At 66.5% G+C, this 22,053-nt stretch carries 20 protein-coding genes; 6 read left to right on the top strand and 14 right to left on the bottom strand.

Features of this window, described 5'->3' with window-relative positions; genetic code table 11:
- Window positions 1-10 precede the first annotated feature (10 nt).
- On the bottom strand, window positions 11-964 hold the full coding sequence (locus AC1DGP_RS13485) for an acetyl-CoA carboxylase carboxyltransferase subunit alpha (RefSeq protein ID WP_441504299.1): 954 nt from the start codon (window positions 962-964) through the stop codon (window positions 11-13).
- Between the two features lie 98 nt (window positions 965-1,062).
- Window positions 1,063-1,830: a class I SAM-dependent methyltransferase gene (locus AC1DGP_RS13490; RefSeq protein WP_441488330.1), complete on the bottom strand. Its 768-nt coding sequence runs from the start codon at window positions 1,828-1,830 to the stop codon at window positions 1,063-1,065.
- A gap of 159 nt (window positions 1,831-1,989) precedes the next feature.
- On the opposite strand from AC1DGP_RS13490, the gene gloB reads away from it, so the two are divergent.
- Genes gloB through AC1DGP_RS13505 form a run of 3 tightly spaced genes read left to right on the top strand, consistent with a single transcriptional unit; the run spans window position 1,990 to window position 3,983 of the window.
- Window positions 1,990-2,754, top strand: a complete 765-nt coding sequence (gene gloB, locus AC1DGP_RS13495; RefSeq protein ID WP_441487856.1) for a hydroxyacylglutathione hydrolase — start codon at window positions 1,990-1,992, stop codon at window positions 2,752-2,754.
- A gap of 9 nt (window positions 2,755-2,763) precedes the next feature.
- On the top strand, window positions 2,764-3,222 hold the full coding sequence (locus tag AC1DGP_RS13500; RefSeq protein WP_476832230.1) for a cupin domain-containing protein: 459 nt from the start codon (window positions 2,764-2,766) through the stop codon (window positions 3,220-3,222).
- Window positions 3,222-3,983: a GNAT family N-acetyltransferase gene (locus AC1DGP_RS13505; protein WP_476832216.1), complete on the top strand. Its 762-nt coding sequence runs from the start codon at window positions 3,222-3,224 to the stop codon at window positions 3,981-3,983. Before AC1DGP_RS13500 ends, AC1DGP_RS13505 begins: the two co-directional genes overlap by 1 nt.
- A gap of 117 nt (window positions 3,984-4,100) precedes the next feature.
- Here AC1DGP_RS13505 and AC1DGP_RS13510 read toward each other — a convergent pair whose 3' ends face one another.
- The 3 genes from AC1DGP_RS13510 to AC1DGP_RS13520 form a co-directional block, all read right to left on the bottom strand.
- Window positions 4,101-6,080 (bottom strand): potassium transporter Kup, encoded by a 1,980-nt coding sequence (locus tag AC1DGP_RS13510; RefSeq protein ID WP_476775336.1) that lies wholly within the window; start codon window positions 6,078-6,080, stop codon window positions 4,101-4,103.
- Between the two features lie 106 nt (window positions 6,081-6,186).
- A complete protein-coding gene (gene ispG / locus AC1DGP_RS13515; protein ID WP_441487853.1) occupies window positions 6,187-7,461 on the bottom strand; it encodes a flavodoxin-dependent (E)-4-hydroxy-3-methylbut-2-enyl-diphosphate synthase in 1,275 nt (424 codons plus the stop codon).
- Window positions 7,454-7,978, bottom strand: a complete 525-nt coding sequence (locus AC1DGP_RS13520) for a transcriptional repressor (RefSeq protein WP_441487852.1) — start codon at window positions 7,976-7,978, stop codon at window positions 7,454-7,456. The genes ispG and AC1DGP_RS13520 overlap by 8 nt, the downstream gene beginning before the upstream one ends.
- A 130-nt stretch (window positions 7,979-8,108) precedes the next feature.
- Between AC1DGP_RS13520 and AC1DGP_RS13525 the strand changes: the two genes are divergently transcribed.
- Both AC1DGP_RS13525 and AC1DGP_RS13530 read left to right on the top strand, forming a co-directional pair.
- Window positions 8,109-8,894 (top strand): 3-hydroxybutyrate dehydrogenase, encoded by a 786-nt coding sequence (locus AC1DGP_RS13525; protein WP_441487851.1) that lies wholly within the window; start codon window positions 8,109-8,111, stop codon window positions 8,892-8,894.
- The gene (locus AC1DGP_RS13530; protein WP_441487850.1) at window positions 8,891-9,961 is read left to right on the top strand and encodes a patatin-like phospholipase family protein; all 1,071 of its coding nucleotides are present in this window, start codon (window positions 8,891-8,893) and stop codon (window positions 9,959-9,961) included. Before AC1DGP_RS13525 ends, AC1DGP_RS13530 begins: the two co-directional genes overlap by 4 nt.
- 106 nt (window positions 9,962-10,067) lie before the next feature.
- On the opposite strand, the gene AC1DGP_RS13535 is transcribed toward AC1DGP_RS13530, so the two are convergent.
- From AC1DGP_RS13535 to AC1DGP_RS13565, 7 genes are all read right to left on the bottom strand, one after another.
- Entirely contained in the window at window positions 10,068-10,673 is a 606-nt protein-coding gene (locus tag AC1DGP_RS13535; RefSeq protein ID WP_441488328.1) for a class I SAM-dependent methyltransferase, read from the bottom strand.
- A 56-nt stretch (window positions 10,674-10,729) separates the two neighbouring features.
- On the bottom strand, window positions 10,730-11,884 hold the full coding sequence (locus AC1DGP_RS13540; protein ID WP_441504294.1) for a glycosyltransferase: 1,155 nt from the start codon (window positions 11,882-11,884) through the stop codon (window positions 10,730-10,732).
- A gap of 112 nt (window positions 11,885-11,996) precedes the next feature.
- Window positions 11,997-13,211, bottom strand: coding sequence for an MFS transporter (locus AC1DGP_RS13545; RefSeq protein WP_476832217.1), 1,215 nt, complete (start codon window positions 13,209-13,211; stop codon window positions 11,997-11,999).
- A 209-nt stretch (window positions 13,212-13,420) separates the two neighbouring features.
- Entirely contained in the window at window positions 13,421-13,720 is a 300-nt protein-coding gene (locus tag AC1DGP_RS13550) for a hypothetical protein (RefSeq protein WP_441504292.1), read from the bottom strand.
- Between the two features lie 99 nt (window positions 13,721-13,819).
- Window positions 13,820-15,076 carry a S8 family serine peptidase gene (locus AC1DGP_RS13555; protein ID WP_441504291.1) on the bottom strand — a complete coding sequence of 419 codons (1,257 nt, stop codon included), beginning with the start codon at window positions 15,074-15,076 and terminating at the stop codon, window positions 13,820-13,822.
- Window positions 15,077-15,638: 562 nt separating this feature from the next.
- Window positions 15,639-16,322, bottom strand: a complete 684-nt coding sequence (locus AC1DGP_RS13560; RefSeq protein ID WP_441487845.1) for an anti-sigma factor family protein — start codon at window positions 16,320-16,322, stop codon at window positions 15,639-15,641.
- A 45-nt stretch (window positions 16,323-16,367) separates the two neighbouring features.
- Complete coding sequence (locus AC1DGP_RS13565; RefSeq protein ID WP_441504290.1) at window positions 16,368-16,928, bottom strand: sigma-70 family RNA polymerase sigma factor; 561 nt, start codon at window positions 16,926-16,928, stop codon at window positions 16,368-16,370.
- A gap of 253 nt (window positions 16,929-17,181) precedes the next feature.
- On the opposite strand from AC1DGP_RS13565, the gene AC1DGP_RS13570 reads away from it, so the two are divergent.
- Window positions 17,182-18,795 (top strand): gamma-glutamyltransferase, encoded by a 1,614-nt coding sequence (locus tag AC1DGP_RS13570; protein WP_441504289.1) that lies wholly within the window; start codon window positions 17,182-17,184, stop codon window positions 18,793-18,795.
- Between the two features lie 21 nt (window positions 18,796-18,816).
- Here the strand turns inward: AC1DGP_RS13570 and AC1DGP_RS13575 are convergent, their stop codons facing one another.
- Both AC1DGP_RS13575 and AC1DGP_RS13580 read right to left on the bottom strand, forming a co-directional pair.
- On the bottom strand, window positions 18,817-20,403 hold the full coding sequence (locus AC1DGP_RS13575; RefSeq protein WP_441504288.1) for an ABC transporter substrate-binding protein: 1,587 nt from the start codon (window positions 20,401-20,403) through the stop codon (window positions 18,817-18,819).
- A 41-nt stretch (window positions 20,404-20,444) separates the two neighbouring features.
- Window positions 20,445-21,938 (bottom strand): amidase, encoded by a 1,494-nt coding sequence (locus AC1DGP_RS13580; protein WP_441504287.1) that lies wholly within the window; start codon window positions 21,936-21,938, stop codon window positions 20,445-20,447.
- Between the last annotated feature and the right edge of the window lie 115 nt (window positions 21,939-22,053).

The following is a 22,053-nucleotide window of genomic DNA, read 5'->3' on the forward strand; positions in this document are numbered from 1 at the left end:
ATTGCGAAGCTCAAAGGCTGCGGCCGATCGCGAGGAATTTCTCCTCGCGCTGGGCGACGACCTGCTCGGCCGAGAGGCCCGCGAGATCGGACAGGGCAGCTGCGATCGCATCGCCAGCGCGCGAAATCGCCATCTCGGGATCGCGATGCGCCCCTCCGGTGGGCTCGCTGACGATCCGGTCGATAATGCCGAACTTCAGCAGGTCCTGCGCCGTGATCTTCATGCCGGTCGCGGCGTCCTGCGCGCGCGCCGTATCGCGCCAGAGAATCGAGGCAGCGCCCTCCGGCGAGATCACCGAATAGATCGCATGTTCCATCATCATCACGCGGCTCGCGGCAGCGATGGCGATGGCGCCGCCTGATCCGCCCTCGCCGATCACCAGCGCGACGCTCGGGCTGCGCAGACCGAGCCATGCCTCGGTCGAGCGCGCAATCGCTTCCGCCTGCCCGCGCTCCTCGGCCTCGATCCCCGGATAGGCACCGGCGGTGTCGACGAAGCTCAGAACCGGCAGGCCGAAACGGTCGGCAAGCTCGGCCAGACGAACAGCCTTGCGATAGCCCTCGGGCTTCGGCATGCCGAAATTGTGCCGGATGCGGGTCTCGGTGCTGTTGCCCTTCTCCTGCCCCATCACGCAGACCGGCTGGCCGCGGAAGCGCCCGAAACCGCCGACGATCGCCTCGTCCTCGCCGAAGGCGCGGTCGCCCGCAAGCGGCGTGAATTCGGTGATCAGCGCCGCACAGTAATCGATGAAATGCGGTCGCTGCGGATGCCGGGCGACCAGCGTCTTCTGCCAGGGCGTCAGGGCGCCATAGAGGTCCTTGAGCGCCTGGTTTGCCTTGGCATCGAGCTTTCCGATTTCCTCGGACAGAGAATAGCCGTCCCCCTTTGCATCCAGGGCACGCAATTCATCCGCCTTCGCCTCAAGCTCGGCGACCGGTTTCTCGAAATCAAGATAGCTACGCATTGTGATCCAGTTCTGGGGCGGGGCCGTCGATCCGCAGGGGGAGACGGAAGACCGGGGCCCGAAAAGCGGCGGACCTTGGCCGTGCCACGCTGTGATTGTCAACCCGCCGGGCGCTTGTCCGGCGTTTCGCCCAATCGTGGCGTCGGGGTGGGCTGGGGCAGCAGGACGGGACGAAAGGCAAAACTGCGCCGCGTCGCACGCAGCGGCGCCCGGCGATAGAACTGCTTGGTCGCATCGATGACATGGACGCCAGCGAAGGGCAGCGACAGCCCCGAGCCAACCCGCTCCCAGGCTGGGGCGGAGCGCATGAACAGCTTGCGTTTGAGCGGGGGCACATAGAGCGCCTCGGCCCAGTTCTCCGGAGCGAAAGTCGCGCCGCGCATCAGCGATTCGAGCTGTGAGCGGCTGAACGGGCGGCCGTGACCGAAGGGCGTTCCGTCCATCCGGGCCCAGAGCCCACGGCGATTGGGCGCGACGACGAGCATGCGGCCACCGGGACTGAGCACGCGCGCCACCTCGTCGAGCAGGTCGTCGGGGCTCTCTGTCTCCTCAAGAGCATGAACCAGCACGACCCTATCGACCGAGGCTGTCGGCAAGGGCAGCAGCGTCGGCTCGACCAAGGCCGAGGCCGAGAGACCTTCCGACGGCCAGTTCACCACGCCTTGCGCCGCCGGCATGAAGGCGAGCACGCGCTCGGCATTGGCGCCAAGCACCGTCAGGTAGGGGGTGCAGAAACCCAGGCCGAGCAGGCGCTGGCGTCCGCAATCCGGCCAGAAACGCAGCATCGCCCGGCCGATGAAGCGCCGGGCGACATGGCCGAGGGGACTGGCATAGAAGGCGCGAAGGTCGACGACGTCGAGAGCCATGAACATGAAATGGACCGGCGGTGGCGCCGACGCAAGGGCACCGGGTTCTGCTCGGGCAGCACACGGCCATGCTTGATCGCGTGCCGGTCATGCCCCAATTCATGATGCGCTGATCGCCTCCCGGCGGTTATCCTTCGCTTCCCGCGCCAGGAGCCTTCCATGTCCCTCGACATCCATATCTTCCGCACGCTGAGCGACAATGCCGGCGCCTTGATTCGCGATCCCGCGACCCATGCCTGCGCGGCGGTCGACGTCCCCGACGCAAAGGAGGTGCTGGCCGCAGCCGAGGAGAAGGGCTGGGCCATCTCCGACATCTTCATCACCCATTCCCATTTCGACCATGTCCAGGGCGTCGCCGCGCTCAAGCAAGCCACGGGCGCGACAGTCTACGGCCCCGCKGACGCCCGGGACGCTGCCCCCGTCGACACCGTCGTCGGCGAAGGCGATCGCGTTCCACTCGGAGGCTTCGTCTTCGACGTCTGGCACACGCCCGGCCACGCCGATGGGCATCTGACCTTTGTCGGCGAGCAGACCCGGCTCGCGCTCGTAGGCGATGTCGTCTTCGTCATGGGTTGCGGACGCGTTCAGCCCGGGCAGTTGCCCGCCATGTGGACGTCGCTGTCGCGGATCATGACCCTGCCCGACGACACCCAGCTGATCACGGGGCACGACTACACCCTCGCCAACGCCCGTTTCGCGGTGTCCGTGGATCCCGCCAATGCCGTGCTGAAGACCAGGCTCGCCGAGGCCGAAGCGGCCAAGGCGGCCGGGCGGTTCTGGGCGCTGACCACGATCGGCGAGGAAAAGGCCACCAACCCCTTCTTCCGCGCCGGACAAGCCGCGCTCGCAACCTCTGCCGGCCTTGCCGGGGGTGAACCCGGCAAGGTCTTCGCCGCCCTTCGTGAAGCCAAGAACAGGTTCTGAGCGATGACGATGAACCGGCTCGACGGGTTGAGCGCGGCAGGGATCATTCGCCTGCTCGAGCTCAAGCCGCATCCGGAAGGCGGGCATTATCGCGAGACCTTTCGCGACGGGGCAGGACCGGAGGGGCGCGGCTTTTCGACGGCGATCTATTATCTGCTCGACACCGGCGAGACATCGGAATGGCACCGCATCGATGCAGCCGAGATCTGGCATCACTATGCCGGTGCGCCGTTGGTGATCAGCGTGTCCCCAAACGGCCATGACTCCTCGGCGCATCATCTCGGCCGCGATCTCCTCGCCGGACAGCGCCCGCAATTCGTGGTGCCGACCGGCTGGTGGCAAAGTGCGACGTCGCTCGGTGCCTGGACGCTGGTCGGCTGCACGGTCGCGCCCGGTTTCGACTTCTCCGGCTTCGAGATGGCGCCACCGGGCTGGCGGCCTCAACCCCGCGCGGCACGAGGCGCCTGATGATCTCTGATGTTCCGTACGATCCGGCATGCATCGCCGAATGCGAAAGGCGCATCGTCAACGCCTGGCCGGCTCCCTCGACGCTGCTGATCGGCGACTGGGTCGTGCGCTTCGCCAACGGCTATTCCGGCCGGGCGAATTCCGCCTCGCCCTTGAAGCCGGAGGCCGAACTCGACGATGCGACCCTTGAACTGATCGAGGAATTCTACAAGGCCGACGGCCTCCCGCCCTGTGTCAGGCTGACCCCGCTGATCTCGGCAGCAACGCGCGAGCGCATCCTCGCCCGCGGCTACCGGCTGAAGGATGCATCCTTTGGGCTGATCGCCGATCTCGACGGCAAGCCGCCGGAGGTCGAACCCGCGCTTCAGATCGAGGCCCGTCCGAGCCGGGACTGGATTGCGGGAGTGACGTCGCACCAGACCGGCTCGAGACGCAGCGAGACCAAGCTGGCGGCGATCGTCGAGAAGGTGCGCCTGCCTGCGGCTTTCGCCACGCTGTTCCATGGCGGCGAGCCGGTAGCCTATGGCATGTGCGTCGCCGAGCGCGGCATGGCCGAGATCGGCTCGATCGTCGTCGATCCCGGTCACCGCGGACAGGGACTTGGCCGGCGCATGGTTTCCGGGCTCATGTCCTGGGCGCAGCTGCTCGCTTGCGACCGTGCCTATCTCCAGGTCGACCAGACGAATGCGGTCGCGATCAGCCTCTATGCGAGCCTCGGCTTTCGCCGGCTCTATGCCTACGAGACGCGCATCCTGGAATGACACCGCGCCTTGGCCGCCTTCACCGGCGCCCCAGGAAAGGCCCGCGATCCAGGCCCGAACATCGGCAGGCTGCAATCAGGGACGGGGTCGGCTCGCCGCCGTCCTCATCATCCTGCGCTACACCGTCACTTGCGTCCCGACCTCGACCACGCGTCCCGTCGGGATCTGGAAGAAGCTGGTCGCGTCCGTCGCGCTCTTGGTCAGGGTGATATAGAGCTTGTCCTGCCAGATCGGCATGCCCGATTGCGGTGAGGCCTTGATCGAGCGCCGCGACAGGAAGAACGAGGTCGACATGATGTCGAACTTGAAGCCCTGCTTGCGCAGCATGGCGAGCCCTTTGGGCACGTTCGGGCTCTCCATGTAGCCATAGACCAGTTCGACACGCCAGAAATCGTCGGTGATGCGCGAGAGGCGAACGCGCTCTTCGTCGGCGACGCGTGGCGTATCGGCCGAGCGCACGGTCAGGATAACGTTGCGATCATGCAGCACCTTGTTGTGCTTCAGGTTGTGCAGCAGCGAAGCCGGGGCCGTCTGCGGGTCGCTGGTCAGGAACACCGCCATGCCCTTGACCCGGACAGGCGGGCTCTTGGAGAGCATCGCGACCAGCTCGAGCAGCGGGACATCGGTCTTGCGGGTCTTGTCGAACAGGATCCGGGTGCCGCGCACCCAGGTCGCCATCAGGACGACCAGGGCGATGGCCAGCAGCACCGGCATATAGCCGCCACTGAAGAGCTTCAGCAGGTTCGCGGTAAAGAATGCGACGTCGATCACGAGGAACGGCAGGATCAACGCCGCGGCGGCCGGGCGGCTCCAGCCCCAGCTCTTCTCGATGACGATGAAGGCGAGCAGCGAACTGACGACCATCGTGCCGAACACCGCGATGCCATAGGCGTGCGAGAGGCTCGACGACGTCTTGAAGCTCCAGACCAGCAGCAGCACCACGAGCAGCAGCAGCATGTTGATGCGCGGAATATAGATCTGCCCGGAGGTGTGCTCGGAGGTATGGCGGATTTCCAGGCGCGGCATCAGGCCGAGCTGGATCGCCTGTCGGGTCAGCGAGAAGGCCCCGGTGATCACGGCCTGACTGGCAATGATCGTTGCAACCGTCGCCATGATCACGAGCGGCAGGATGAAGCCTTCCGGCGCCAGCTTGTAGAACGGGTTGTCGATCGCGGTCGGGTCGGACAGAACCAGCGCGCCCTGGCCGAGATAGTTCAGCACGAGAGCCGGGAAGACGAGGTAGATCCAGGCGCTGCGGATCGGTCCACGGCCGAAATGGCCCATGTCGGCATAGAGCGCTTCTGCGCCCGTCACGGCCAGGCAGACCGAGCCGAGCACGGCCAGCGACACGTTCGGATGATCGACGAAGAAGCGCAGGCCATAATAGGGATTGATCGCTGCGAGCACGCCGACATCGTCCGCGATGTGGAGAATGCCGAGCCCCGCCAGGGTCGCGAACCAGATCAGCATGATCGGCCCGAAGAAGGTCGCCACCTTGGCGGTGCCATGGCTTTGCACCATGAACAGGCCGACGAGGATCACGGACGCGATCGTGACGACGTAGTCGTCGAGAGCCGGCGTCACGAGCTTGATGCCTTCGACCGCGGAGAGCACCGAGATCGCGGGTGTAATCACCGCATCGCCATAGAACAGAGCAGCGCCGGCCATGCCGAGGAAGAGCACCACTCCTCCCCGCATGCGGCCAAGCGCGCGCTGCGCCAGCGCCACCAATGTCAGGATGCCGCCTTCGCCATTATTGTCGGCTCGCATCAGCAGCACGACATATTTCAGCGTGACGACAATGACGAGCGACCACAGGATCAGCGAAAGCACGCCAATGACGATGTCGCGCGGCACCGCCGCCACTTCACTCCCGCCGCCGCTATGCACCGCCGCGGCCGTAACGATGGTCTCGCGCAGGGCGTAAAGCGGGCTCGTACCGATATCGCCATAGACGACGCCAAGCGCCCCAAGTGCGAGAGCCGTGTAGCTTGCGGTCGAATGCCCGCCTGTCGCAGAAGAGCCGTGCCCGTCTTCAAGGCCGAAACGTGTCTCGCCAACCTGTCCGGTCGGCGGAGTCGGCTGCTCATGCCCCATCAGGGTTCTCCGCGGGTGCTGCAATGCAGCGAAAGGCCGGGGCCTCTAACATAACGCCGCCACCGCGCAAAGGCGCGCGGCCGAACCGCGCACAAGGAGAGCCGGCTCATTCCGCCGCATCGGCGCGCATCCCGTAGCGTCGCTCGATATAGGCGTTGACCATGTCCTTGAATTCGGATGCGATTCCGGCGCCGCGCAATGTCGCGACCTTCTTGCCGTCGACGAAGACCGGAGCGGTCGGGACCTCGCCCGTTCCCGGCAGCGAGATGCCGATATCGGCATGCTTGGATTCGCCCGGCCCATTCACGATGCAACCCATCACCGCGACGTTCAGCATCTCGACGCCGGGATAGCGGGTCTTCCAGTCCGGCATCGAGGACGAAATCCAGTTCTGGATATCCCGCGCCAGTTCCTGGAACACCGTCGATGTCGTGCGGCCGCAGCCGGGACAGGCCGCGACCAGCGGCACGAAGGCGCGGAACCCCATGGTCTGCAGCAATTCCTGCGACGCCTTGACCTCCAGCGTCCGGTCGCCGCCGGGCTCCGGGGTCAGCGAGAAGCGGATCGTGTCGCCGATGCCTTCCTGCAGCAGGATACCGAGCGCAGCCGAGGACGCGACCAGCCCCTTCGACCCCATGCCCGCTTCGGTCAGGCCGAGATGAATGGCATAGTCGCCGCGCTCCGCAAGCGTCCGGTAGACCGCGATCAGATCCTGCACGCCCGAGACCTTGGCCGAAAGGATGATGCGGTCCTTGGCCAGCCCGATCTCTTCGGCCCGTTGAGCCGAGAGCAGGGCCGACTGCACCATGGCCTCGCGCATCACTGCCCGCGCATCGAGTGGCTGCGGGGAGGAGGCATTCTCGTCCATCAGCGCGGTCAGCAGCTCCTGATCGAGCGAGCCCCAGTTGGCGCCGATACGGACTGCCTTGCCATGCTTGATCGCGAGCTCGACGATCTGGCCGAATTGCCGGTCCTTCTTGTCCTTGAAGCCGACATTGCCGGGATTGATCCGGTATTTTGCCAGCGCCTCCGCGCAGGCCGGGTGATCCGTCAGCAGCTTGTGGCCGATATAGTGGAAATCGCCGACCAGCGGCACGTCGATGCCGAGGATATCGAGGCGCTCGCGGATATGCGGCACGGCAGCCGCAGCCTCGTCACGATCGACGGTGATGCGAACGAGCTCGGACCCCGCACGCGCAAGCGCGGCGACCTGCCCGACGGTGGCCGCGATATCGGCAGTATCGGTATTCGTCATAGACTGCACGACGATCGGCGCGCCGCCGCCAACCTCGACGGTTCCGACCTTAACCGGAACTGTGTAGCGGCGCGGCCGCGGCCCGGCGACATCGGCAAGCGCGGCCGTAAGAACCGTTTCATTCATGGGGATGTGCGCTCCGGCAATGGTCGCAGCGACCGACGATCTCGACGACCTGATGCGAGGGCACGAATTGTCGCCCATGTACGATCGCCGCCACCGCCTGCCGCATGGCCGGCGAGGAATCCTCGTCGACGCCGCCACAGGTCTCGCAGATCAGGAAGGCGACAACGTCGCTGGCGCCGTGACCGTGCAGGCAGGCGACATAGGCATTGCGCGAGCTCAGGCGGTGCACGAACCCCTGCTCGACCAGGAAATCCAGGGCGCGATAGACCGAGATCGGCGCGAGACGCCGGCCACCGGGCGGCGAAATGCGATCGGCCAGATCATAGGCGCCGACCGGGCGATGGTCAGCATGCAGGGCCTCCAGGGCCTTGCGACGGATCGGCGTCAGTCTCAGGCCGCGCTCCCGGCAGAGCTTCTCGGCGCGCGCCAGCGCTTCCGCGGCATGACGCTGGTGATCCTGGGCATGGCGACAGGCCGCATGGTCATGGCCGTCATGCGCGTGGGCGTGTGGCTGCATTTTCATCATGTTGCGTTGCAATACTACATCGGGCAACGTGCCGCGACCGCCTTTGCGGGGACGGAAAGACTGCCCGTTCAAATATGCAACGTAAGCATTTTCTCAGCCCGTGTCAGGAGCCTCGACGCTCATGTTCCTTAAAGATCGTACCGCCCTCGTCACCGGATCGACCTCCGGCATCGGTCTCGCCTATGCGCGCGCACTCGCCAGGGAAGGCGCCCATCTTGTCATCAACGGCATCATGCCGGCCCCCGATGCCGAGGCGCTGCGCAGCGGACTCGAGAAGGAGTTCGGAATCAAGGCCCAGTTCTCGCCGGCCGACATGACCAAGCCGGCCGAGATCGCCGCCATGGTTGCGGAGGCGGAGAAGACATTCGGCGCCATCGACATCCTGGTGAACAATGCCGGGATCCAGCATGTCGCGCCGGTCGACGAGTTCCCAATCGAGAAATGGGACCAGATCATCGCGATCAACCTGTCCTCGGCCTTCCACACCACCCGCGCCGCGCTGCCCGGAATGAAGCGCAAGGGCTGGGGCCGGATCATCAACACTGCGTCGGCCCATGCCTTTGTCGCCTCGCCCTTCAAGTCGGCCTATGTCTCGGCCAAGCACGGCATTGCCGGCTTCACCAAGACGGTCGCGCTTGAAGTCGCAACCAAAGGCATCACGGTCAACGCCATCGCACCCGGCTACGTCTGGACCCCGCTGGTCGAGAAGCAGATCCCCGATACGATGAAGGCGCGCGGGTTGACCAAGGAGCAGGTCATCAATGACGTGCTGCTCGAGGCCCAGCCCACCAAGGAGTTCGTGACGGTCGAGCAGGTCGCGGCGCTCGCGATCTTCCTTTGCACGGATGCGGCGAAATCTATCACCGGTGCCACCTTGCCGATGGATGGCGGCTGGACCGCAGCGTGACCGGCAGGCGCAGGACCGGCGCGCGTCTGGTCGAGGGCCTCGCCGGTCCCAAGGCCGAGAAGAGCGTTTCCCTTGCTCTCCAGGGTGGTGGCGCCCATGGCGCCTTCACCTGGGGCGTGCTCGATGCGATCCTCGAGGACGGACGCCTCGCCATCGAGGCGCTGTCTGGCACCAGCGCCGGTGCGATGAACGCAGTCGTGCTTAGCGAGGGCTGGATCGACGGCGGCATCGACGGCGCCCGCACCCAGCTCGAGAATTTCTGGCGGCGCATCAGCGTCGACGGCAAATATGGCGGCTCCGAGCGTTCGCTGATCGACACCATGCTCGGCGCCTGGGGCAAGAACGGCACCCAGCCCGGACTGCTCTGGTTCGAGCTCTTTTCCAAGGTCGCGAGCCCCTATGACGTCAACCCGCTGAACATCAACCCGCTGCGCGGCGTGATCGCCGACCTGATCGACTTCGACAAGGTTCAGGCGTGCCGGGCGGTCAAGCTCTTCATTGCCGCAACCAATGTCCGCACAGGCAAGATCAAGGTCTTCAATGGCGACGAACTGACGGCCGACCACCTGATGGCCTCGGCGTGCCTGCCGATGCTATTCCAGGCGGTCGAGATCAAGGGCGAGGCCTATTGGGACGGCGGCTATATGGGCAACCCCGCCCTGTTTCCCCTGTTCTATGAGGCTACCGGCGACGACATCCTGCTGGTGCAGATCAACCCTCTGCAGCGCAAGGAACTGCCGACCAATGCCCGCGCCATCCAGGACCGGCTGAACGAAATCACCTTCAACGCCTCGCTGCTGCGCGAGCTGCGCGCCATCGATTTCGTCAATCGCCTGGTCGATGCCGGCAAGCTGCCCAAGGACGAGTACAAGCGCGTGCTGATGCACCGCATCGATGGCGGGCCGCCTCTGGCCGAGTTGACCAGTTCCACGCGCATGAACGCGGAATGGGACTTTCTGCTGCGGCTGCGCGACATGGGCCGCGCTGCCGCGAAGCGCTGGCTGAAACGCAATTACGACGCCATCGGCGTCCAGGGAACGCTCGACCTGAAGGAGGCGATCTCCTAGGGCATCGGCCCGGAAAGTGGATTGCGGCTTTCGTGAAAGCCCATGCAACCGCAGACGTTAGATCATGGGATCGGATACGATATGCCCCATGATCGGGGCCATCGGGTCAGGCGATACTCAATCGCCAGACCGTGCTCTTCTTGATCTCGGCGTCTTCCAGCGAGCGCGTCACGGGGACTTCATAGGTCGCCAGTTCCTGCAAGCGCTGCCGCGGCAGATAGCTGCGCCCCGGATCGCCGATCAGCACTTCGGCGCCGCGGGCAACCAGCCCCGAAAGCCAGTCGACCACGCTCTCCGCCATGGCCCGTTCATAGCAGACATCGCCGGCGCAGATCAGCTCCCAGCCGTCATCGCGCCCGATCAGGTCTTCCAGAGCTGCAGTCACCGAGACACCGTTCGCCTCCGCGTTCAGCGTGATCGCCTCGGCCGCGAAAGCATCGATATCGCAAGCCTGAACATGGGCCGCCCCGGCTTTTGCCGCCGCGATCGCGACGAGACCCGAGCCGCTGGCAAAATCGAGCACGCGCTTGCCGCGCACGATCTCGGGATGATCGAGAAGGTGCCGTGCCAGCGCCTGTCCGCCTGCCCAGGCGAAGGCCCAGAACGGCGGCGGCAACCCGATGACCGCAAGCTCGTCCTCTGTCTTCTGCCAGAGTTCGGTCGCCTCCTCGGCGACATGCAGGCTGATTTCGGACGCATGAGGCACCGGCATCAGCCGCGTATGCGCGAGGATGAAGCCGCGCCGATCAAGCGTGGCGAGCGGCGCGCTCACGCCGCGACATCCGTCTGGGGCCGGGCCAAGAGGCCACGATAGAGCGCCTTCACCGCATCCATGACATCGCGTTCGGTGTGGCCATCGAGCAGACGGTTGCGCGCGCTCGCGCCCATCCGCTCGACCAGCCCCGGCGCAGCTGCGAGCACGATCAGCGCCTTGGCGAGCGCAGCCGCATCGTCCGACGGCACCACCATGCCGTCCTGCCCGTCGCGCACAAAGCTGCGGCAGCCCGGCACATCGGTCGTCAGGATAGCCCGGCCGCAGGCCGCCGCCTCGAGGATCGTTCGCGGCAGCCCTTCGCCGCCGCGCGATGGCAGGCAGCAGAGATGGTGGCTCCGCCAGACACCCTCGATATCGCGCGTCGGACCGGCCCAATGGATGCCGGGACGCGCAGCCCATTCCTTGAGAGTCGTCTCCGGGATCGCCTTCGGATTGGACGCGTCCGGCGCACCATGGATGGTGAGTTCGACGCGCGCGCCCTGCGCCCTGGCGAGCTTCACCGCCTCGACGGCGAGGTCGACGCCCTTCGACCAGAGCATGCGCGCGACCAGCGCGACCTTGAGCGGCGGCGCCGGCGGCATCGGCTCCGGCATCAGCACGAGCGGATCGACCCCCGCGCCGCCGACGATCGCGACCTTGCCCTTGTCTTGCGGATCGAACCCCAGCGTCACCGGATCATCGGGATTCTCGAACAGGAAGCGGACGCCGGGTCCGTCGATCGCCTCACGCAGCCAGGTCCGGGCGGCCAGCCGCGCCAGGGCGGCGAGCTGCCCCTGTCTGGCCCCGAGGAAGCCGAGCCCGGTCAGCGCATAGACGCGCCGGTCGATCCCGGCGAGCCTGCCGGCCAGCCCTGCCAGCGCGATCGGCTTCAGCGCGATGCAGTGCAGGATATCCGGCCGTTCGGCTGCGATCAGACGCTTCAGTGTCTGGACCTGGCGCACCAGTGCCAGCGGCGAGAGGCTGCCCCGTTCCGCTTCGAGCGCAATCAGCCGGGCGCCCGTCGCCTCGATGACGCGACGATGCTGGCGCTCCCGCGCGATCACGACGACATCCAGATCCAACTCGCGCGCAGCGCGCGCCATCGGCAGGAAATGCGAGGCGAAGAACCAGTCTTCCGTGACGACGAAGAGGAGTTTGGGGCGGCGCATGATGGCCGGACATGAGGCTGAAGCGGACGAGAAGGTCAAGCGGCCCGCTTGTCAGGGGCCGTGCCGCAGACCTGTCAGGCCACGAGCCAGACAAGGCCAAACCCTCCATGGCTCAGCTATGGCGCGATTCCTTCAGGGTCGGCAGGAACCAGGCGAGCAGGCCTATCGCCGGCAGGAACGAGCAGATTCGATAGATCGTCTCGATGCCAAGCTGGTCGGCAAATTCGCCGAGCAGGGCTGCCGCGATGCCACCGAGTCCGAAGGACAGCCCGTAAAAGAAGCCCCCGACCAGTCCGATGCGGCCCGGCATCAGTTCCATCGCATAGATCAGGATGGCGGCGAAGGCGCTCGACATGATCAGGTTGATGATGATGGTCAGGACGCCCGTCCAGAAGAGGTCGGCATAGGGCAGCACGAGCGTGAAGGGCAGCGCACCCAGGATCGAGAACCAGATGATCTTGTTGCGCCCGATCCTGTCACCGAGCATGCCGCCGAACAGGGCCCCTGCCGCCGAGGACCCCAGGAACAGGAACAGCATGACCTGGGAGGTCTGGACGGAAACGCCGAACTTCCCGATCAGGTAGAAGGTGTAGAACGAGCTGAAGCTCGCACTGTACGCGTTCTTCGAGAACAGCAGAATAATCAGGATTGCGACGGCCGGAGCAACACTCGCCAGGGGCGGTGCCGGGATGGCGACCGGGTCGGCTGCACCCGCGACCTTGCCGCGCACCTGCCGCGGACCGACGAGTGCGGACTGCCCTGCGGTCCAGACCATCAGTGCCATGGCGATCAGTGCCGCCGCCGAGAACCATGCCAGGCTGCCCTGGCCGTTCGGCACGATGATGAAGGCTGCCAGCAAGGGCCCAAGGGCGCCCCCGGTCTGACCGCCGACCTGGAAGATCCCCTGTGCCAAGCCATGCTGCCCGCCGGACGCATTGCGCGCCATCCGCGTCGCCTCGGGATGAAAGATCGATGAACCGATGCCGACGCAGGCTGCCGCCAGCAATAGCAGCGAATAGCTGCTGGCAAAGGCCAGGCCGACGAGGCCGAACAGGGAAAACCCCATGCCGACGACCATCGAATACGGCATCGGCTTCTTGTCGGTGTAGAGACCGACCAGCGGCTGCAGCAGCGAGGCCGAGACCTGAAATGTCAGGGTGATCAGCCCGATCTGTCCGAAATCGAGCGCATAGGCGGTCTTGATGATCGGATAGATAGCCGGAATCAGCGACTGAATCATGTCGTTGAGCAGGTGCGTGACGCTGAGGGCGATCAGCACGGGCATTGTTGCGCGACGGGCGATCCCGACCGGCGTAGTCACATTCATGAGCTATGACTTATGTTTCGGCTAACCAGTCAGTCGCTCACTAAAGCAAGCCGAGAGGCCGGACAATTTCATTGCCATGCTCTGCAAGCGATGCTGCGCGTCGCCCAGCGCGGACACTTCACGGCTGGACCAGTTGCGGCCGGACACTCAAACGGGTCCGGCCCTCCGGAGGTTGCGGAGAGCCGGACTGCAAGAGGCCACGCGCTGGCTCAGTAGAGGCTGCAGACCCGGCGGTGGCCGACGACGTCGCCGAAACGGTTGATGCGCTCGACCAGCTCGCAGCGGCGGACGGGAGCATCCTCCTCATAGACCGGCTCGGCATAGGCACGGCCAGTTGAGGCAGCGAGCAATCCGCCGACGGCCAGCGCTCCGACGATGCCGGCACCGACACCCCAATACGGGCCGCGGTAGCGCGGGCGGGCTTCGGCGCCACCTACGCTGGCGAGGAGCGCGGTGCCGAGCGTGAAGGCGGCKAGAGTGGCGGCCATGCTCTTCCGGAAGGTGGTCATCGTCTGTCTCCTGCAGCTCGATCGGGAGCGAACCATTCGCCCTCCATGACCATTGGTCGCGGCAAGCGCGCAGAAGGTTCAAAGCAGCGCCGTTTTTTTTCAGGGGCGAGCCGTCGACATTGGCAGGGCGCGCGACAGGGCCGCCGGTCCGTCGACCCGGCCCGCTCCGAAGACAGGGTCCTTGCCCCTGCCGCCGAGATCGACGGCGCTTTCGCTCAGGAGCCTGCGCACCTCATCGAGGCCGAGCTCCGGACGCTTCTCGAGCAGCAGTGCCACGAGTCCCGAGACATGGGCCGCTGCGATCGAGGTGCCTGACGAGAAGGCGTAGCGTCCTTGCGGCTCGGCCGCGAGCACATCGACTCCCGGTGCGGCAACCGCAATGTAATCACCCCGGTTGGCCCCGGAGAACGGCTTGTCGTCTGCATCGGTCGCAGTGACGGCAATGACATTCGGATCGGCGCCCGGATAGAGCGGCGCCGCCTTGGCTCCGCCATTGCCCGCGGCCGCGACCGCGATCATGCCCTTGGTCTTGGCCCCTGCGAGCGAGCGTGACAGCAGCCGGTCCTGCGGGCCGGCGAAGCTCAAGTTGAGAATGCGGGCGCCCTCGCCTGCCGCCCAGTCGAGCGCCGCCAGGATATGGAAGGTCGTGCCATTGGCGGGCCCCGTCGTCGCCGCTCCCGAGAAGGCGCGCGCCGCCAGAAGCCGCGCGCCCGGAGCAATCCCCTGCAATTGCGCCTGCGCCAGGATCGCCGCCGCCATCGCAGTGCCATGCGCATCGGGTTGGCCTTCGCCGCCGAGCGCATCGAAGGAACCGGCAAGAACACCCTGCAGCTCCGGATGGCTGGTATCGGCACCGGAATCGATCACGGCCACGCGGATCGCCGCACCGCGCGCGATCTTGTGCAGATCGTCGAGATGCAGCTTCTCGACCACATATTGCGGCTGCAGCTCGCGCTTGGGCACAGTCGAGACAAGTGGCGGGATCGGAGGAAGATCCGGGATGACGATCGTTTTTTCGGCATCGTCAGGCCTGCCTGCTGGCGGTACCGGTACACCATCCGCGCCCGCCGGCTGGGCGGTGCCCTTCGGTTCGTCCTGCTGCAAGGTATAAAGATAGTTCGGCTGGGCACTGGCGACGCGCGGATCGCTCACCATCTCGGCCAGCACGCCCCTGGCGCTGCGGCCGCCCTCGAGACGCGCACGAATGATGGTCATGCCGGCAAGCGCGAACCGCCGGCTGGCAATCTGCGTCGCGCGATAGCGGCGAAGCACCGCCTCGGCTTGCGCATTCGGCGCAAGCGCGAACAGGATCTCCTCATTGACCAACCGCCGTTCGGTGGCCGGCGGGACGATCACATTGGGCTGACGCGCGGCCGGCCGGGCGGCTCGGGTCGGCGGCGGTGAGACGGGAGGAGCGGCGCGCCGCGTCCGGGGCGGCGCAACCGCTCGAACCGACGGCGGCCGCCGCGGCCTGCGCAACACCGGCTCCTCCTCATAATCCTCGATGATGACCGGCCGGCGGCTCGCTTGATCCAGGATCAACCCGCCGATGATGCCGGCGCCGACACCGACAGCCGCGGGCCCCCAGCTACCTCCGCCCGGATATCGTCCAGGATAACGAGGCGGCCGCCCAGGCGCGCCACCGGGACGCTGGTCGGGATAGGGCCTGGTCGTCGGGACGCGATCGCTTCCTGTCTCCGACCTCTGGCTCAGTCCCTGGCCCTGGCCGAAGCGCTGACCGCCGGTCCTGAAATCTTGAGCGGAAGCTGGGAAAATCAGCCCGATGAGCCAGACAAGGGCGGCGCAACCGGCAAATCGCGCCCACTGTTGATGCGACCTCCCGCTGGTTTGACGGAGCACGGCACCCACTCCCCATTTCGGCCCCAAGGCCAGCATCCCAAAGCCCCCGTCGCGCCCGCTACGGGGCCGGCGCTACGAAGCTGATGATCGCAGCCTCGGCCTTCATCCGCGCCGCGATGGCGTCGACCTGCGCCGGCGTCAGCTTCGCGTCGCCGACGCGCACCTTGAAGAAGCCGTTGGCGCGCGGACCGTCGACCACCGACGCCTCGTAGCGCTTGAAGAAAGCGGCAATGTCGGCGGCCCTTGCATCCGGTACGAAGCTGAGCAGGACATAACGCTCCGAGGACGATGTTCCCGGCGCAGACGCAGTCCGGAACCCACCCCCGCCACCGCGCAGGGCAACGCCCGTCAGCGCAACGCCCTGAATCGCGATCAATGCCAGAGCCGCGGCGCTGGCATAGGCAAGCTTTCGCGGCGGCAGCGCCGCCAGCCATTGGCCGAGCCAGCTCAGGAAGCCGCCGCGGGCCCGTGCCAGAAGCGGCGCCTGCTGCGGTTCGGCTTCGATGCCGGCCATCAGACGGTCGAGCGCGCGTGGCGAAGGGGCGCCCAGGCTCTCGTTGAGCAGGATCGTCTCCGCCATATCCTCACGGATGATCTCGAGCCGTGCGGCGAGTTCAGGATCAGTCGCCAGCGCCGTCTCGACGCGCGCCTTGTCGGCAGCCGAAATGCGGTCATTGGCGTAGAAGGGCAGCAGCTCTTCGAGCTCACGTCGCCTCGGATCGGTCGCGATGCCCTCAGTCATGGCGCACCTCCCGATTGGGCGGATCGAACCGGCCTCCGAAAGCACTCATGGCCAGCCCCGATCGATCCCGGCCGCCTTGAGCAGCTCGCCCAGCTTCTTGCGGGCATGGAAGAGCCGCGTCTTGACGGTGTTCTCGGGGATGCCGACAATCCGCGCCACCTCCTCCACGGAGGTCTCGTGATAATAGACGAGATCGATGACCTCGCGGTGTTCGAGGCTGAGTTTCCCGAGGCAGGCCCTGATCGCGAGACCCTTGTCCTGCTTCTGCAGCACGATTTCAGGATCGTCCGCCTCGTCCTCGATGGATTCGGCGAATTCGTCGTCCAGGCCAGCCTCGCGCCGCTTGCGCAGCAGCGAGTACGCCTTGTTGCGGGTGATGGCGAGGAGCCAGGTCGTGACGCTGGCGCGCGCCTCGAACCGGTCCGCCTGCCGCCAGAGGTCCATGAAGACGTCACTGATCACATCCTCCGCAACCGTCTCGTCGCGCACGAGCCGCAGCGCGAAACGATAGACATGCACCTGGTGCCGCGAGAACAGCACCTTCATCGCGAGCCGGTCGCCCGAGGCGATCCGCTTGACGAGGTCTTCGTCGGACTCGGTATGCATCGCGCGGGGCCCTGCATGCCGGCTCGCAGGTTTGTCGCTGCGAATGCGGCGGAGGTTCAATCCGTTCCAAGATTAATGGCTCGCACGCATTGCGCCAGCCATTTGCTGCGACATCCTCAACCTGGGGTCGCGAACCCTGCCGCCGCAGCAGAGCCGCCCCCGAGCCGATCGCAGGGCGGGCCTGCTTTGCCAGCCTTCCGCCGCGCCGCGGAATCGTGGAAGCATGCGCCCTCGAACAAGGGGAGTTGGATATATGGCCGTTGCCAAGAGCGCGCGTGAGACTGTCTACCGGACGCAGAACTGGAACCTGACCAAGCCCTCGGCGCGCGGAAAGAACGGCATTGTCGTCTCGCAGAACCGCGAGGCAGCCGCAGCCGGCGCAGCGATCCTGGACGCCGGCGGCAATGCCGCAGACGTCGCCGTCGCTGCCTGCTTCGCGCTCGCCGCGGTCGAACCCTGGAACAGCGGTCTCGGCGGCATCGGCTTCGCGGTCGTGCTGAAGGCCGGTGAGCAGCGGGCGCAGGTCATCGATTTCGGCCCCGTCGCGCCCCGTCGCGCCGATCCGGCGGACTACCCGCTGACCGGCGCGATGAAGAAGGACCTCTTCACCTGGCCGGAGGTGGTGGACGACCGCAATATCCACGGACCGCTCTCCTTCTGCATCCCTTCGTCGGTTGCGGGCTATGCGGCGCTGAAACAGCATTTCGGCAGCGGACTGCCGGTCTCCGACCTCCTCGCTCCTGCGATCGCGCTCGCCAGGCGCGGGCTGGCGCAGGACTGGTACACGACGCTGAAGATCGCCTCCTCGGCCTCGGTCTTGCGGCTCTATGAAGAAAGCGCCCGCATCTATCTGCCTGGCGGCCTGCCGCCGGTGCCGCCCTATCAAGGTGTCCCGGGCTTCATGAGGCTCGGCAATCTTGCAGCGACCCTGGAGCGCCTGGCCGAGGCCGGCCTGCGCGACTTCTACGAAGGCGAAACCGCAAGGCGCCTCGCAGCCGATATCGCGGCAGTGGGCGGCGTCGTCGATGCGACCGACCTCGCAGGCTGCGAAGCGACCGTCCGGCAGGCTCCCGTGATCGACTGGCGCGGAACGCATCTGCTGCACACGGCCGGCGGGCTGACGGCCGCCCCGACGCTCGCCGCAGTCGTCGAAGGCATGGCGGCAGTCGCTCCGCCGACGGGAGGCCCGGACGCCGCCTGGTTCGCAAAGCTCTCGACGGTGATGCGCGAGGCCTATGCCGAGCGCCTCTCCGGACTCGGCGCCGCACAAGCTGCACCGGAACCGGCCGACACCTGCACCACGCATCTGACCGTGGTCGATGGCGAGGGCAATCTTGTCGCCATTACCACCACGCTGCTCTCGTCGATGGGCAGCCGCGTCGTGCTGCCCGAGACCGGCGTGCTGATGAACAACGGCATGATGTGGTTCGATCCGCGCCCCGGCAGCGCCAATGCGATCACCCCTGGCGCGCGACCGCTCTGCAACATGTGCCCGGTCGTGGTGACTCCGAAGGACGGCAACTGGCCGCGGTTTGCCATGGGCGCCTCGGGCGGCCGGCGCATCCTCGCCAGCGTCTACCAGAGCCTGGCCTGGACGCTCGATTTCGGCATGGACGTCGGCGAGGCCGCCCATGCGCCGCGCATCGACGTCTCCGGGCCGGATTCGACCAGCGCCGATTGCCGCCTGCCCGACGATGTTCTCGATGCGCTGGAAGCGGCCGGACCGGTCTCGATCGTCGAGCACGGGGTGCTGCCGATCAACTTCGCCTGCCCGAACCTGATCCGCGCCGACACCGACGGCGCGGAGGGTTGCAGCGATCTCGTATCGCCCTGGTCGGCCGCGGTCGCGGCAGCCCCTGCGGCCTGACGCGACTCCGCCCTGCGCCGGTCAGGCCCGGCGCAGGCCCCACGGATAGGGCGCGGAGCCCGGCAGCATGCCGGTCAGGCTCTTGCGATAGGCCGTGCGAATAACGAACTGGCCGAGCGGGATGGTCGCAACCTCTTCCAGCGCCAGCCGTGCCAGGGCAACGGCCGCCTTCTTCTGGCCAGCCGCATCGGCGGCGTAGAGCCACTCCTCGGCCAGTTTCTCGGCGGTCTCGTTCTCCCACCAGCCGAACCAGCCCTTCGCTCCCTGACCACGGACGAGCAGCGACAGGGCCGGGTTGCTCCAGCCCACCGCCGGGCCGGTGGTGTGAAATATGCTCCAGCCGCCCTTCTCGACGCTTTCGCGATTGCCGCGACGCTGCACGACCGTGCCCCAGTCGCTGTCGGCCATCTGCACATTCATGCCGAGACGCTGCAGCAATTCACCGGTGACCTGCCCGAGCGGGCCGATATCGGGGAAATCGGTGGGGCTGATGATGACGACCTTCTCGCCAGCATAACCGGACGCCGCCAGGGCGGCCTTCGCCTTGTCCAGGTTTTGCGGCATCAGGTCTTCCTGCTCGCCGGTATAATAGGGCGTGCCGCGCGGCCAGAGGCTGCGGCAGGTCTGCCAGAGCGTGGTGTCGTCGCCCTGCGTCGCCTGCATGTAATCCTCCTGGTTGACCGCCATGCGAACGGCTTGGCGCACCTTGGGATTGTTGAAGGGCGGGTGCAGGTGGTTCAACCGCATGATCGCCATCCGGCCGGAGGTGTCGGTCGCCTCCCGCCTGATCTCGGGATTGCTCGCGAGCAGCGGCTGCAGGTCGGTCAACGGACGCTCCCACCAGTCGACCTCGCCCTTCATCAGGGCCGAAGCCGCGGTCGCGGGATCGGGCAGGACCTGCCATTCCACCCGCTCGAAATAGCCGGTCTTGCCGCCGGCGTTGCGGCTCGCCGGCTCGGGACGCGGCTTGTAGCCGGCGAATTTCTCGTAGACCACCCGGCTGCCGGAGACATACTCGCCCGGGATGAAGCGGTAGGGGCCGGAGCCGACGATCTCCGTCACCTGCTTGCTGGCATCGGTCACGGCCAGCCGTTCGGGCATGATGAAGGGCGGCGTATCGACCTTGGCGAGAGCCTCGAGCATCGTCGGGAAGGCGCGCGTCAGCTTGATCTCGAAGACCCGGTCATCGACGACCTGCCAGCTCTCGACCACCTTGGCCAGCAACTGCCCGTACGGGTCGCGCTGGCACCAGCGCTTCAGGCTGGCGACGCAATCGGCGGCCTTGACCGGCGCGCCGTCATGGAAGACCAGACCGTCACGAAGCGCGATGCGCCAGGTCTTGCCATCGTTCAGCACCTCGTGCCCTTCGGCCATTTGTGGCTGCGGCTTGAAGTCCATATCGGCGCCGAAGAGCGTGTCGAAGACATAGTAGCCGTGATTATTGGTCACGGTCGCGGTGGTCCAGATCGGGTCGAGCGCGCTCAGATTGGCCTGCGGCACGAATTTCATCAGCGTGGAGCGCCCGGCCTGGGCCCGGGCGAGAGACGTCAACGAGGCACTGCCGAGGCCGGCTGCGACGGCCCCCTTCAAGAATATACGGCGCTTCAACGGAAATCCCCTCTTGTCATTGTATTGGCGGCGACGGCGCGTCAGTCGAACCCCAGGAACCCTGGACTGTCGCTCAGGCGTCGAGCCTTCGCCAGCGCGGCGATGTCCGGCACCGGTCGCGCCGTACGTGGATCGCCTGCCAGCACCCGCTCGAGGGCCGCCGCAACGGCAAGCACCTTGGCGTCGCCGCCGCGCGGACCGACGATCTGCAAACCAAATGGCATGCCGTTGCGATCCAGTCCGACCGGCAGCGAGATCGCGGGGTGGCCGACCACGGTGACGGCATAGGCCAGTGCCAGCCAGTGGAAATAGGTTCGCGTCGCCTTGCCGTCGATTTCGGCCGGATAGAGTTCGCTCCAGGGCCGCGGGCTCAACGTCACGGCCGGCGACAGGATGACGTCGAAGCGCGAGAAGAAGCTCTGCCAGTTCTTGTAGAGCACGGTCTGCTGCTTCAGCGCCTGGGTGACGTCGAGTGCGCTGTAGCGCAGTCCTTCCTCGACATTGGCGCGAACATTGGGGCCGACCTGTTCGGGCGTGTCGCGCACCCGCTCATGCATCGAGGCCAGGAAGGAGAGCGAGCGCAAGACCTCGAAGGTTTCGTCCGTGCCGCTGCAATCGGGCGTCGCCTCGTCAGCGACGGCAAAGAGGTGATTGAACAACCCGGTCTTCTCGGCAAAGACCTCACGGATATGCCGCTCGGTCGGCGCGAAACCGAAATCGGGCGTCAACGCGACCTTCAGCGAGGCAAGGTCGATCTCGGCCGGCCGCGCGAAATCCTCCGGTTTGCGCACGGTCTGGCCGAAGATCGTCGTTGCCAGCGGATCGCAGGCATCGTCCGAGACCATGGTCGAGAGCAGCAGGCAGAGGTCGGGCACGGTCCTCGCCATCGGGCCCAGCACACTCAGCGGGTTCCAGCCGAAGGGTCGCTTATCGCTCGGGACCAGCCCCGGTGTCGGCCGAAAGCCGACGACGCCGTTGAAGGCCGCCGGATTGCGCAGCGAGCCGCCCGTATCCGAGCCGGTCGCGATCGGCACCATGTTGGTTGCCAGCACGACGCCGGACCCGCCGGAGGAGCCGGCCGCCGATTTGGAGGGATCGAAGGGATTGCCGGTGACGCCATAGACGGCATTGCGCGTGTTCGCGCCGGCGCCCCATTCCGGCGTGTTGGTCTTTCCGGCGATGATGGCGCCGGCCTTGCGGACCGAGGCGACGATCAATTGGTCTTCAGGCGGCACGAAGTCCCGAAACAGCGGGCTGCCATAGGTCGTCCGCAGGCCCGCGACATTCTCGAGATCCTTGATGCCGACCGGCAGGCCATGCAGGGCGCCGAGAGCATCGCCGCGCATCGTCGCCTCATCTGCCATTCTCGCCGCCGCCCGCGCTCGCTCGTCATCGCGCGCAACCATGGCATTGACGGCCGGGTCGACGGCATCGATGCGGCGGATGCAGCTTTCCAGCAATTCGCTGGCTGAGAGGGACTTCGCCCCGATCAGGGCGCGCGCCTCGACGGCACTGAGATCGCAAGGTTCGCTCAAGGCAGGCCCCTCCATTGGCATGACGCGGCGCAAGGGCCGCGTCTCGTCAGCCAGATCGACAGGAGGCCAAGCTGGCATCGCGGGGACAGGCCTCGCAATGCACAGGATTGCATCG

This window comes from Allobosea sp. 05T433, from assembly GCF_056396065.1.